Genomic DNA, 13,562 nt, shown 5'->3' with positions numbered 1-13,562 from the left:
GATCCGTCAGGCTGTATACTAAAAAACTAACAAAAAAGAGTCAGTTAGACATATTAGTAGTTTAACGTGATAGGTACAAAGAAAAATGGAGGAAATATGAATAAGTGTCAATTTCTGTACTTATCGGCTTCTGCGCTTGTAAAGGTGGGAGTAGGCGAAATTAACTTTTTTATGAAATAGATTTGCACCCTAATAAATAGGGTGCAATAGATTTTATAGACTAGAAGTGTTTAGGACTGCAGATTTTTCGTTTGAAGGCTCAGAATTGACGGTCCACCCCTTCCAAGATAATGGGATAAAGGCCACAGCAACCGCTAATAATGAGACGCCAGCGACATAATAAGCCGGTGCCATGTGAGACTGCTGCAACCAAGCTCCGGTCAATATTGGTGTTAAACCACCAAAAATTGCATAAGCCACATTGTAAGCGAATGACAGGCCAGAGTAGCGAATTTCAGGTGGAAATGCGCGGGTACTGATAATCGGTGTGGTTGCAATCGCACCAACAAAGAAGCCCATCAAACCATAGTTGAAAATCAACGTACTTGCAGCAATATCAGTGGATAATGACGAATAGAAGTAAATTGCGGTTACGGCTAATCCACCCCACGATAAAGTCATTGAGGTACGTGTGCCAGTTTTATCGCCTAACCAACCCCAGAAGATACAGCCTAATGTTAAGGTTAAAGTCGCTGCACAGTTGGCTTGCAATGCAATATTACGGTCAATGTTATAGATCCCTTTTAACACAACATCAGGTGTCATCAAAATGGTCACAACGATGGCGGTTGATAATGACCACGTCAGTGCAGCGGTGATCATACAAGCTTGTTTATGAGATTTAATGACGGTTTTGACTGGTAACTCTTGTGATAAGGCTTTTTTGGCTGCCAGTTCTTTGAATATCGGAGTTTCTTGTAAAAAGCGACGTAAATACACAGAAATAAACCCAAAAATACCACCAAGAATAAATGGAATACGCCATGCAAAATCATGAATTTCAGTTGTGCTATAAGAACGCTCAATAATAATGGCGACGATAGAGCCTAATAAAATACCACCAGTGATCCCAGAAGTCAGTGTACCAACCCCTAAGCCATAGCGTTGTTTTGGTGTATGTTCTGCAATGAATACCCAGGCACCTGGCATTTCACCACCAATCGCGGCACCTTGCATAATGCGCATTAACAGCAGTAATAATGGCGCGGCAGCACCAATGGTTTCAAAAGTAGGTAAGAAACCAATAACAAATGTTGGAAATGCCATTAAGAAAATACTGAGGGTAAACATTTTCTTGCGGCCAATTTTATCCCCGAAGTGAGCCATAATAATGCCACCAAGAGGGCGGGCAAGGTAACCTGCTGCAAATAGACCCAGTGTTGCCATTAGTGCGAGAAATTCGTTATCCCCTGGGAAAAATAGCTGGGAAATAATTTTTGCGTAAAAAACAAAGATAACGAAGTCGTAAAACTCAAGAGTTCCCCCTAAAGAGGACAAGCCTAATGTTTTATAGTCTTCTTTGCCCAAAGGCCTCGCAGAGGGCTGGCTGGCGGTTTGCGGTGTCATTATAGTTTCCTTCTAACTACCTGAAATACTAAATTGCATAAATTCAAAATAATAAGCATTGGCTCATAATAATGAGCTAATCATTTTTATTGGTGCAGATAAGAGGTATAAAACGTTGGGTGGGTATAACTTAGTTTAATACACAGTATCTTTTTTGCATGTGTATATTTATAGCAGGAAATTCTATATTCTGTAAACCTCAACCCCAAAAACAAGCTCAACATTCCAGTTAGTTTGCTTTTGTTAGGTTATTGATTTGGTGTGACGATAAATAACCTTATATGATGTTAATAATATTAATTTTGCAGAATATCGTATATTTAAATTAGCCAGTTATAGTGTTAATAATATTTAATTTAATAAATTCTTACTGAATTATAGTAAGTAAATATTACCTAATTATTTTCTATTATAATTAATTTTATTAATCAAGATAAACTAAATAACTATAAAAGCATTTAATTAGCAGATAAATGAAATGGCTGTTTGTGGAATTTTGGTTTTTTAGCTGGGTTTTATTGTTGGAGGGAGTGTTTTGTAAATCGCACGCGCCCAGCAGGGATACAGGACGCGTGCAAAGCAAATTTAAACGAGGAAAAGAGTGGCTAAACCAAGGAAAATAAAGAAACCGCCTGTATCTGTGATAGCGGTGATCATCACGCTAGAACCGATAGCAGGGTCCTTGCCCATTTTCAGCATAATGAGTGGGATCAGCACCCCCATAATCGCGGCCATTAACAAGTTTAAGATCATCGCTAATGTCATGACTGCGCCCATAGCGATATCGCCATACAGGAAATAGGTGACCACACCCATTATTCCTCCCCAAACAACCCCATTAATAAAGGCGACACCAAGCTCCCTTAACATTAAGAAAGAGAAACTGTTGTTTTGTATTTGGTGCAGGGCAATGGCACGAACAATCATGGTAATGGTCTGGTTCCCCGTATTACCGCCAATTCCTGCAACAATAGGCATTAATGTGGCAAGGGCAACTAATTGGGAAATCGTATCTTCAAAAACGCCAATCACACGTGAAGCGACAAAGGCGGTACATAAGTTAATGGCTAACCATGTCCAACGGGTTTTAACGGCTTGGCCGACAGGGGCGAAAACGTCTTCTTCAGGGCTTAACCCCCCCATACGACGAATGCTGTTATCGTTTTCTTCACTAATATTATCAACGATATCTTCAACCGTCAGGCGGCCCATTAGTAGGCCGCTGTTATCGACAACAGCCGCAGAAATTAAGTCATAACGTTCGAACGCACTCGCTGCATCTTCGCCTTTTTCATCCGGTAAGAAGGTCACAGTGTCGGTTTTCATAACGTCAGCGACTATTTTTTCAGGGGATTGCGTTAAAATAGTGGTTAGTGGCAATTCACCTTGTAGATAATTATTGTTATCGACAACGAAAATTTTATCGGTCGCTTCTGGAACCTTGCCACGTTGGCGTAAATAACGTTGAACTGTCTTTAACGTTACATTTGGGCGTACGGTGACGAATTCAAAATCCATCATTTGGCCGACGCTATCTTTCGCATATTGTAAAACTTCGCGAATGCGGCTACGTAGGCTAGGTTCTAAGTAGGTAAGGAGCCGACGCATGGTGTCACGGGGTAAATGCTCAGCAATATAGGCTTGTTCGTCGACATGTAAGCTAGCAACTGCGCGCAATAGCTCTCTGTCAGACATATCCTTGATTAGGCTATCCCAAACAGAAACGGAAGCCTCAACTAACACTTCACCACGTTCGTTGTTATCAACAAGACGCCATAACGCAAGACGCTCATCATAAGGGAGCATTTCTAAGATATCGGCGATATCCGCAGTGTGTAAATCAAGTAGCAATTCTTTTACAAGACTAATTTTTTCACTAATTGCTTTGTCATCAATACTGACGTGTTGGTCATTTTCAACAAGCGCATGGACGAACTCTTCGTCGTCTAAAAATAGCGTCAGGATTTGCTGGCGAATATGTGCCAGTTTTTGTGAATGCGGGTTGACTGTTGGCAACGCATCGGTTGAGAAAGCAGATTGTGACATTTTAATCCTTAAAGCAATAGCAGCGCAAAAGCGCTTTTTATGAATTCGCCTGCGAGCGGACGAAATTTATTATCATTATTGTCGCCTATTTAAATAATATATCAAATAGTTGAGTCAAATAAGCGGTGATTTTCAAGTCATCAAAGATGAATAATAAGAACAAATCACTACAATAATGGCCGCAAATTACTCATTTTCTGCACAAATAGTTAACGACCAACCGGGAACATCTTCCCAATAGCCACTTTCCTTTTCTAAATCTAATAACATCAATGCATTTTGCGCGAGATATTCAGATGGTAAATAAAGAGTCCAGTGCCCATCATCCGTTTCTATCCGTAACGAAGAAGGGATTGTTGTAGATTGGCGTTGATTATTTAACAAAATGGCTAGCCGCAAAATTTGAATAAGCGGCATAAATTGTTTTCTTTTAAATAAATTAAATTTAGGGATATCGTCATACTTGATAGCCCTTCGATGGTTTCGCACCAATGTTGCCAGTAATAACTGCTGTTCTTGGTTAAAACCCGGTAAGTTGGTATTTTGCAATATATAAGCAGAATGGCGGTGCATGCCACTATGATTAATACTTAACCCGACTTCATGAAGCATAACCGCCCATATTAAAATGGATTCCAATTGTGGATTGAGCTGCTTAGGGTTTTGTTGCCCCCACTGGAAATAGAGCTCTTCCATCGTTTTTAATACGCGTTTAGCTTGCTCCCTATCGATATTATAGTGCTCAGCAAGGCTTAATGCAGTACGCTGACGGATATCTTGGTGGCGAAAGCGGCCTTCCATTTCATATAAAACACCTTCACGCAATGCACCATCAGATAAACGTAACTCTTTAATTTCTAAGGAATCAAATACGGCAAGTAAAATGGCTAAACCTGGAACAAATACGTGTTTACGTTCATTAGAGAGACCGAGTATATTTAGTGCGCTAAATGACTTATATTTCAACGCCATTTGCTTGATTTCGATAAGGCGTTCACGGGTGATAATACCGTCTTTATAGCCTAATTCTTGTATCACACTATGGGCAGCTTTGATGGTGCCAGAGGCGCCCATCGCCACATCCCAAGTTTGTTTCTTAAATAAAATCGCGGTGCTTTCTAGCTTTAAGCAAGCCCCTAGGTAGGCTCGATTAAAAAACTCAGGGTTAATTTCTTCATTTGGGAAGTAAGTGCGAGCAAAGCTCACACAGCCCATTCGGCGGCTTTCAATCAAAAGCGGTTCAAACTTTTCACCAATGACTAACTCAGTTGAACCTCCACCGATATCAAGTACTAATTTGCGACCTTTCTCGGGTTGGGTATGTTCAACGCCCATAAAAATCAATCGAGCTTCTTCTTGGCCTGAAATGATTTCAATAGGATAGGGCATGATTTCTTTAGCGCGTTGTAAAAACAGTTTTACATTGGTTGCGACACGTAATGAATGGGTGCCAACAATACACACATTTTCAGGGGAAAAACCTTGCAACCGTTCGGCAAACAACGCGAGGCAGGCAAGCCCACGCTCCATGGCTTCTTCACTTAATTCATTCGTGTCACTCAGGCCATCCGCTAGGTGAACACGTTTTTTTAAACGGGTGAGAACTTGCAATGCACCGTTAACAATACGGGCAATGACCATATGAAAACTGTTGGAGCCTAAATCTATAGCCGCAATTTCTTGTGGTCTCGGTGTTGAGGCGTCGGTTATTGGCATATTTTTAAGCTCTTGTATCAGGTGTTTCGATTGATTTTAAATAATCATACACAGCAAGCTGGGCTTGGATTTTTCGTTTGTTTCCGCGTGGAACATAATGATTACTTAAATCTTTGTCAACATAACGTGCTTTTACGGTATCGCTAAATTGCAGCTCTAAAATATCCAACACCCGCTGTTTCAAATGTGGGTCGACTAAGCTAACGGCAACTTCAATGCGGTAGTCAATATTGCGCGTCATCCAGTCAGCGGAGGAAATAAAGACTTTTTCGTCACCCGCATTGGTGAAAACATAGACACGGTCATGCTCAAGGAAGCGGTCAACAATACTGGTTACTTGAATATTTTCACTGTAGCCAGCTTGACCCGCCACTAAAGAGCACATCCCCCTGACTAACAAACGAATTTTGACACCCGCATTGGAGGCATCATACAGTTTGTCAGTTAACTCTTTGTCGACTAAGTTGTTGATTTTTAATGTGATGCCACTGGGCCGTTCAGCGAGCGCATTCTCGATTTCTTGGTCAATTAAGGCCATTAAACGGATCCGTGTATTTTGTGGAGACACCATTAAATTATCGAAAGTCACTGGGCGGTAAGGGTTCTCAATAAAGCTAAATACCCGACGAACTTCGTTGGTGATCAGCTCATTTGCAGTAAGTAGGGAGTAATCGGTATAAAGCCGAGCAGTTTTTTCGTTAAAATTACCCGTACCAATATGGGCATAGCGAACGATTTGGCCTTCTTCCATGCGTGAGATAATAAACAATTTCGCATGGATTTTAAGCCCAGGCGCAGAAAAAATAACATGCACGCCCGCCTCAGTTAACCGTTTAGCCCAATGAATATTGGCGGCTTCATCAAACCGCGCTTGTAACTCAACGACCACCGTGACTTTTTTTCCATTATGGGCGGCATGGATAACGGAATCGATAATACGTGAGTCTTTCGCGACACGGTAAATATTAATTTTAATCGACAATACATTCGGGTCAAAAGACGCTTGGCGCAATAATTCTAAAGTATGTTCAAAGGTATAGTAGGGATAATACAACAGCACATCACGTTCACGAATGGCATCGAAACCGTTACGGAAATTATCAAACCAACGATGACGCAGCCTTGGCAATGGCTTGTTTAATAAGTTTTTATTTCCCTCGTTCGGGAAGTTAATAAAATCTTTAAAATTGTGATAGCGACCGCCAGCAATCACGGAGTCATCACTGGATAACCCCAGTTTTTCACGTAAAAGAGCAACCATTTCGTCAGGCATATCACGTTGATAGACAAAACGGACAGGCTCAGCGGTTAAACGCTGTTTTAATGTGGATGACATTATCTCAAGTAAGCTCGATTCCATCTCTGTTGCGATGTCGTACTCTGCATCACGCGTCATTTTCATCGAATAGGCATTGAGCTTATCGTAATCAAAGAAGCCTTTGAAAATTTCATCCAGTGTATAACGAAGGATATTGTCAATTAAAATCATTGATTTGCGACGCTTTGGCATTTCAGGCGGTAGGTTAACAAACCGAGGTACTTTATCGGATGGAATTTCCAATAGCGCATATTGAATTTGGTTACCATTGATGATTTCAACGGCAAGATAAGTGTAGTCATCTTTTAGAAATTCAACGAGATTGGTATCAGGGTTAATTAATATTGGCGTAATATGCTGACGCAGATTCTGCCGGAAATATTGACGTAACCAAATCTGCTGGCGTGGAGAAATTTGGCGTTCGTTAATCAAGAATATTTGATTACGCGCCATTTCCAATAGTAAGTCATTATAGAGAATGTCGAACTCTTGTTCTTGTTTGGCGACTCTTGACTGAATTCTCTTTAGCAAGTGGCGAGCACCGCTTGCCGAACCCCGTTCTTCATTAATTAAAATACGGCGTTTGACGTCGGCGAAGCGGACTTTATAAAATTCGTCTAGGTTATTGGAATAAATTCCCAAAAAACGCATTCGTTCAATAAGAGGGTTACGCTTGTCGGCTGCTTCTTGTAAAACACGTTCGTTAAAAGACAGCCAGCTTAACTCTTTTTCATGATAGAGACGTTCTTGGGACATTCTAACTCCGTATTAGACTCTTGTTACTTTATGGCTATGATACCAGTCAGTTAGCTAAATGTGTTGTTTAATTGCTTTATCTTGGGTAATAACACTTTCTGGGTTTGCAAGTTGTTGTTTCATCGTAAAATACTGCTGCTGAAAAATACACATACGGATAGCAGTATGATAACGACCATTAACAAAGAATTCGTCGATCAGTTCGCCTTCAGTATGGAAGCCTAGTTTATTATAAATATGGATAGCTTTGACATTTTCTTTATCAACAATAAGATAAAGTTTATATAAGTTTAGTACGGAAAACGCGTAGTCCATTGCTAATTTTGCAGCGCGACTCGCATAGCCATGACCTTGATGGCTTGGTGCAATGATAATCTGAAATTCAGAGCGTCGGTGAATATAATCAATTTCTACCAATTCGACTAGGCCAACTTTCTCGCTATCATTTTCTACAATAAAGCGGCGTTCCGACTGGTCATGAATATGTTTATCGTAAAGATCGCTTAATTCAACAAAAGCTTCGTAAGGTTCTTCAAACCAATAACGCATAACACTGGCATTATTATCAAGCTGGTGAATAAATGCTAAATCTTCACGTTCAAGTGGGCGCAACCTAAACGGATGAACTTGCCCGGTAGTCATAAAAATACCTCTATTTAGTTAGGAAAAATGTTTTGTTTTTCGATTATAAGGATAACATTTATTTGCGATAAAATAATGACGCAGCACAGAGAGATTATCACCTTGTTGAAAAATAATTCATTTTACTTAGGGGGAAGCGGTTTAACTCAATACTGTTCTATGTTATTCCATGTGAAATAAGACGAAAAAAGGGTGGATATCCACCCTTAAGTTTATATTTTTCGCGGTTACGAAAGTTACTCGTTAGCATAACCTTGCTGCGGTAAAATTTTGTTATCTAACACGGCTTTGTCATTTTGCATCGTTAATCGGCCACTGATGAACCACTCAACGACTAAAGGATAAATCGCATGTTCTTGGGTTTTTATCCGCTCGATAATATCGTCTTCGCTATCTTGCTCAAAGATAGGCACTTTGGCCTGTAAAATAACCGGCCCGCCATCCAGCTCTTCAGTAACGAAATGAACGGATGTACCATGCTCTTTATCCCCATTTTCCAACGCTTTACGATGTGTGTGTAAACCGGGGTATTTAGGCAATAAAGAGGGATGGATATTGAGTAATTTACCCGCAAAATGGTTGACGAATTGGGCTGATAAAATGCGCATAAAACCGGCTAACACGACTAAATCAGGCTGAAATTGTTCAACTTGTGCGAGTAAGGCAGCATCATAGGCTTGGCGGTCAGTATACTGTTTCGCATCTAAATAACAGGCTGGGATCTCAGCCTGTTGTGCTCGAACAAGACCATAAGCATTTTCTTGATTGCTGATAACAGCAACAATTTGAGCGCCAATTGCCCCAGAGTGGCAGCTATCAATCAATGATTGTAAATTACTGCCACTGCCAGAAATGAGGACAACAATTTTTTTCATTAGCGGATCACAACCTGCTCTTCACCTGCGGGTAATGCACCAATGGTACCGATTTGCCATGCGTTTTCACCAAGTTTGTTCAGCAGAGCAAGCGCATTTGCGACTTCCTGTTGTGGCAGGGCAATAATAATACCGACACCACAGTTGAACGTACGGTACATTTCGTGAGTGCTAACATCACCAGCTTGCTGTAGCCAGTTAAAGACAGCTGGCCATTGCCAGCTGCTACCGTCAATAATGGCTTGTGTGTTGTCAGGCAGTACGCGAGGAATATTTTCCCAGAAACCACCGCCAGTAATGTGGGCAATTGCATGGATATCACTGTTTGCGATCAGTTCTAATACATTTTTAACGTAAATGCGTGTTGGCTCTAATAAGTGATCAGCTAAAGGTTTCCCATCTAATTGTGTTTCTTCTGGGTTAGTTTGACTGACTTCAAGGATTTTGCGAACTAACGAATAGCCATTTGAATGAGGGCCGCTAGACGCTAAGGCAATTAAAGCATCCCCAGCACTCACTTTGCTGCCATCGATGATTTCTGAGCGTTCAACTACGCCAACACAGAAACCAGCCACATCGTAGTCTTCACCATGGTACATCCCCGGCATTTCTGCGGTTTCACCACCAACTAACGCGCAACCCGATTGTTTACAGCCTTCAGCGATACCAGTGATCACACTCGCAGCGGTATCAACGTCCAGTTTACCGGTCGCGTAATAATCAAGGAAAAACAGAGGCTCTGCGCCTTGAACGATCAAATCATTGACACACATAGCGACAAGGTCAATCCCAATAGAGTCATGACGTTTTAAATCCATTGCTAAGCGTAATTTGGTACCGACACCGTCAGTGCCTGAAACTAAAACAGGCTCACGGTATTTTTGCGGTAGGGAACATAATGCACCGAATCCCCCAAGTCCGCCCATCACTTCAGGGCGGCGGGTTTCTTTTACGACACCTTTAATACGTTCAACCAAGGCGTTACCCGCATCAATATCAACACCGGCATCTTTATAGCTGAGAGAGGTTTTATCAGTCACTACGGCCCCCAAGGCAATTACATTTTTGAGAAAAATAACATCATTGACATTATTCTAACAGGCTAGGCAAACGTTTGCGATAGCTTTGTGTTGGAAATTTTTGGGTACTCATAATCAGAGGATATGAAAGCTAAAAAGCAGTACAGAGAAATAATAAATAGTTTTATTTAAATCAAATTTGCGGTTTGGCCAATTTCAACTTAACTGATATGAGGTATAATTTTAAAAAAAATTGTGTTAATCGTTGTTGTTTTGACCAAAATCAAGCGTTATCTAGTGGCAACTAAAGCTAAAAGAGGTATAATCCGGCGATTTTTTTGTCCGCCGCCGTCTTAAATAGTAGGAGAAACCCATGAAGATCGTTGAGGTAAAACACCCTCTCGTTAAACATAAACTCGGCCTGATGCGAGATCATGATATAAGCACTAAACGCTTTCGTGAACTGGCCTCAGAGGTTGGTAGCCTACTGACTTATGAAGCAACTGCTGACCTTGAAACTGAAAAAGTGACTATCGATGGTTGGTGTGGTCCTGTAGAAATAGAACAAATTAAAGGTAAGAAAATCACTGTAGTACCAATTCTCCGTGCTGGTATTGGTATGATGAATGGTGTATTAGATAGTATTCCAAGTGCACGTATCAGTGTGGTAGGTGTTTATCGTGATGAAGAAACACTGCAGCCTGTCCCTTATTTCCAAAAACTCGCATCTAACATTGAAGAACGTATGGCATTAGTCGTTGACCCAATGTTAGCAACGGGTGGCTCAATGATTGCCACCATTGATTTATTAAAAAATGCGGGTTGTACCTCAATTAAAATCTTAGTCCTTGTTGCCGCGCCAGAAGGTTTAAAAGCTTTGGAAGCTGCGCATCCAGATGTTGAATTATACACTGCTTCAATTGATGAGTATTTAAATGAAGAGGGGTATATCGTTCCGGGTCTCGGTGACGCCGGCGACAAGATATTTGGTACTAAATAATGATAAGCCGACTGAGAAGTCGGCTTTTTTTTGATTAATTGTAGAGACTCACTGCTTATTCAGTGATTAGCCATTTCGCTAAAAGAGGATAAAGTCACATGACTCGTCGCACCATCAGTGTTGAAGAAAGACCACCATTATTACAAACTATTCCACTGAGCCTTCAACATCTGTTTGCTATGTTTGGCGCAACCGTTATCGTACCCATTCTGTTTGGTGTAAACCCCGCGACAATTTTGCTGTTTAATGGGATAGGAACGCTGCTGTATCTATTTATTTGTAAAGGGCAGATCCCAGCTTATTTAGGTTCAAGTTTTGCATTCATTTCCCCTGTACTGATTTTGCTACCATTAGGTTATGAACTGGCACTTGGCGGTTTTATTATTTGCGGTGTGTTGTTCTGTATCGTTGCATTGATTGTTAAAGTTGCAGGAAGAGGGTGGATTAACGTGATGTTCCCTCCAGCGGCAATGGGGGCAATCGTGGCCGTGATCGGTTTAGAGTTAGCTCAAACGGCTGCAGGCATGGCAGGGCTGTTGCCTAAAGATGGCGCAGTGGTTGATTCAAATACGTTAATTATCTCCCTGACGACGTTATCAGTCACTATCCTCTGCGCTGTCGTTTTCCGTGGGTTTCTAGCCATAATCCCGATTTTGATTGGTTTTTTATCGGGTTATGCTTTGTCCTATTTTATGGGTGTTGTGGACTTCACGCCTGTTATTGAAGCGCCATGGTTTGCTATCCCGACATTTTATACACCACGCTTCGAATGGTTTGCCATTTTAACTATTTTACCTGCGGCTCTAGTGGTAATTGCTGAGCACGTAGGGCACTTAGTTGTCACTGCGAATATTGTTGAACGTGACTTAATGAAATCGCCAGGTTTACATCGCTCAATGTTTGCCAATGGGTTCTCTACAGTGATTTCAGGTTTCTTTGGCTCAACACCGAATACGACTTATGGTGAAAACATTGGGGTAATGGCCATTACCAAGGTATACAGTACTTGGGTGATTGGTGGTGCTGCAATTATCGCCATTTTATTATCTTGTGTCGGTAAGTTAGCAGCGGCTATTCAGTTAGTGCCGGTTCCTGTAATGGGCGGGGTTTCACTCTTATTATACGGGGTGATTGGTGCATCAGGTATTCGCGTGCTAATTGATTCAAAAGTAGATTATAACAAGCCACAGAATTTGATTTTAACCTCAGTGATTTTAATTATTGGTGTCAGTGGCGCGGTTATCCATATTGGGCAAGCTGAACTTAAAGGTATGGCACTGGCAACGATAGTCGGGATCTTTATGGCATTATTGTTCCGCTTTATTACGTTTGTTAGGCCTGAAAAGCAGTTTGTGACATCTGAAGTGCAAGAGCTTGATAGCAATAAAAAATAAGCCACAGTAACTTCCATATTGCCGTTCGATTGTTCGAGCGGCATTTGGTGACCGTTGTTATTCATCTATCCGTATTTTTTATGGTAAACTGCGAGATGAAAATTGATTTATACAGCCAGAGGCGCTTCTGAACACACCATCACAGCTTTCATTACCACTATATCTGCCAGATGATGAAACCTTTGCAAGCTTTTATGCAGGGGAAAATGGGGCGTTGCTGTCTGCTATTCAGTCTGCTATTAATCAACCGCATGGTAGTTATATCTATTATTGGTCGCGAGAAGGTGGTGGGAAAAGCCATTTATTACATGCGGCTTGCGCAGAACTGTCTGAACAAGGTATTGCAGTCGGTTATGTCCCTCTAGATAAGCGTGCGTATTTTGTTCCTGAAGTGCTAGACGGTATGGAGCATTTATCACTCGTTTGTATTGATAACATTCAGTGTATTGCGGGTGATGAAGAGTGGGAAATGGCGATTTTCAATCTATATAATCGTATTTTAGAAATCGGCCGCACTTGTTTGTTAATTACTGGGGATAGGCCTCCGCGGCAAATTGAACTGAAATTACCCGATTTAGCCTCTCGCCTTGATTGGGGGCAAATTTATAAACTGCATCCACTCAGTGATGAAGATAAGATTTGGGCTCTTCAATTACGCGCTCGTATTCGTGGTTTCGAGTTACCAGAAGATGTGTGCCGTTTCGTGTTAAAACGCCTAGATAGGAAAATGGGAACTTTGTTTGATATTTTAAACAAACTTGACCATGCATCCATCGTTGCTCAGCGCAAATTAACGATCCCTTTCGTAAAAGATATTTTAAAACTCTAACCGATTAAATGAGTTGGCAGCTATATAGCTGCCAAAACAGAGATTATAAAATTTCACACACCTGCTCAGGTGGACGGCCTAAACGTGCTTTATCCCCATTAACAACGATAGGGCGCTCAATCAACTTAGGGTTTTCATGCATCGCTTTGATGAGTTGATCTTGAGTTAAAGAGTCATCGGCTAATTTTAACTCTTTATATAACTCTTCTTTGGTACGCATTAATTGGCGTGCGTCTTTGAACCCTAGCATTTTAAGCAGTTTTTTGATTTCAGCCGCGCTTGGAGGAGTATTTAAATATTCAACCACGGTTGGCGTGATGCCTTTATCTGTTAAAAGGGTTAAGGTTTCACGGCTTTTAGAGCAACGTGGGTTGTGGTAAATCTTAATTGGATCCGTCATT

At 41.2% G+C, this 13,562-nt stretch carries 10 protein-coding genes and 1 pseudogene; 3 read left to right on the top strand and 8 right to left on the bottom strand.

All coding sequences use genetic code 11. The annotated features are described in order from the left end of the window. Positions 1-213 precede the first annotated feature (213 nt). The 7 genes and pseudogenes from PR809_RS08450 to purM all read right to left on the bottom strand — a co-directional run bounded on the left by PR809_RS08450 (position 214) and on the right by purM (position 9,959). On the bottom strand, positions 214-1,566 hold the full coding sequence (locus PR809_RS08450) for an MFS transporter (RefSeq protein WP_102139818.1): 1,353 nt from the start codon (positions 1,564-1,566) through the stop codon (positions 214-216). Positions 1,567-2,151: 585 nt separating this feature from the next. Then, positions 2,152-3,438 (bottom strand): annotated as a pseudogene (gene mgtE / locus PR809_RS08445) (magnesium transporter); the annotation flags it as partial. Between the two features lie 360 nt (positions 3,439-3,798). Further along, positions 3,799-5,328: an exopolyphosphatase gene (locus PR809_RS08440; protein WP_206276769.1), complete on the bottom strand. Its 1,530-nt coding sequence runs from the start codon at positions 5,326-5,328 to the stop codon at positions 3,799-3,801. A gap of 4 nt (positions 5,329-5,332) precedes the next feature. Further along, positions 5,333-7,402 (bottom strand): polyphosphate kinase 1, encoded by a 2,070-nt coding sequence (gene ppk1, locus PR809_RS08435; protein ID WP_102139821.1) that lies wholly within the window; start codon positions 7,400-7,402, stop codon positions 5,333-5,335. A 54-nt stretch (positions 7,403-7,456) separates the two neighbouring features. Beyond that, a complete protein-coding gene (gene speG, locus PR809_RS08430) occupies positions 7,457-8,044 on the bottom strand; it encodes a spermidine N1-acetyltransferase (protein ID WP_102139822.1) in 588 nt (195 codons plus the stop codon). A gap of 236 nt (positions 8,045-8,280) precedes the next feature. After that, positions 8,281-8,919, bottom strand: coding sequence for a phosphoribosylglycinamide formyltransferase (gene purN / locus PR809_RS08425; RefSeq protein WP_206276768.1), 639 nt, complete (start codon positions 8,917-8,919; stop codon positions 8,281-8,283). Next, complete coding sequence (gene purM, locus PR809_RS08420; protein ID WP_195697230.1) at positions 8,919-9,959, bottom strand: phosphoribosylformylglycinamidine cyclo-ligase; 1,041 nt, start codon at positions 9,957-9,959, stop codon at positions 8,919-8,921. Before purM ends, purN begins: the two co-directional genes overlap by 1 nt. A 352-nt stretch (positions 9,960-10,311) precedes the next feature. Between purM and upp the strand changes: the two genes are divergently transcribed. The 3 genes from upp to hda all read left to right on the top strand — a co-directional run bounded on the left by upp (position 10,312) and on the right by hda (position 13,161). Next, entirely contained in the window at positions 10,312-10,938 is a 627-nt protein-coding gene (upp, locus tag PR809_RS08415) for a uracil phosphoribosyltransferase (protein WP_004253541.1), read from the top strand. A 98-nt stretch (positions 10,939-11,036) separates the two neighbouring features. Then, on the top strand, positions 11,037-12,332 hold the full coding sequence (gene uraA, locus PR809_RS08410) for a uracil permease (RefSeq protein WP_206276767.1): 1,296 nt from the start codon (positions 11,037-11,039) through the stop codon (positions 12,330-12,332). 109 nt (positions 12,333-12,441) lie between these two features. Then, a complete protein-coding gene (hda, locus tag PR809_RS08405; protein WP_102139826.1) occupies positions 12,442-13,161 on the top strand; it encodes a DnaA inactivator Hda in 720 nt (239 codons plus the stop codon). 43 nt (positions 13,162-13,204) lie between these two features. On the opposite strand, the gene arsC is transcribed toward hda, so the two are convergent. Further along, positions 13,205-13,561: an arsenate reductase (glutaredoxin) gene (gene arsC / locus PR809_RS08400; RefSeq protein WP_206276766.1), complete on the bottom strand. Its 357-nt coding sequence runs from the start codon at positions 13,559-13,561 to the stop codon at positions 13,205-13,207. Between the last annotated feature and the right edge of the window lies 1 nt (position 13,562).

The organism is Providencia sp. PROV201 (assembly GCF_028479545.1).
GTDB classification, from domain to species: Bacteria; Pseudomonadota; Gammaproteobacteria; order Enterobacterales; family Enterobacteriaceae; genus Providencia; species Providencia huaxiensis.
Note: the sequence above shows the minus strand (reverse complement) of the source record. Positions and strands in the feature narration are given on the sequence as shown.

Excerpts from the sequence above, each read along its gene's own strand:
- PR809_RS08450 (WP_102139818.1), bottom strand. The coding sequence starts at position 1,566 with ATGACACCGCAAACCGCCAGCCAGCCCTCTGCGAGGCCTTTGGGCAAA.
- PR809_RS08440 (WP_206276769.1), bottom strand. The coding sequence starts at position 5,328 with ATGCCAATAACCGACGCCTCAACACCGAGACCACAAGAAATTGCGGCT.
- ppk1 (WP_102139821.1), bottom strand. The coding sequence starts at position 7,402 with ATGTCCCAAGAACGTCTCTATCATGAAAAAGAGTTAAGCTGGCTGTCT.
- speG (WP_102139822.1), bottom strand. The coding sequence starts at position 8,044 with ATGACTACCGGGCAAGTTCATCCGTTTAGGTTGCGCCCACTTGAACGT.
- purN (WP_206276768.1), bottom strand. The coding sequence starts at position 8,919 with ATGAAAAAAATTGTTGTCCTCATTTCTGGCAGTGGCAGTAATTTACAA.
- upp (WP_004253541.1), top strand. The coding sequence starts at position 10,312 with ATGAAGATCGTTGAGGTAAAACACCCTCTCGTTAAACATAAACTCGGC.
- uraA (WP_206276767.1), top strand. The coding sequence starts at position 11,037 with ATGACTCGTCGCACCATCAGTGTTGAAGAAAGACCACCATTATTACAA.
- arsC (WP_206276766.1), bottom strand. The coding sequence starts at position 13,561 with ATGACGGATCCAATTAAGATTTACCACAACCCACGTTGCTCTAAAAGC.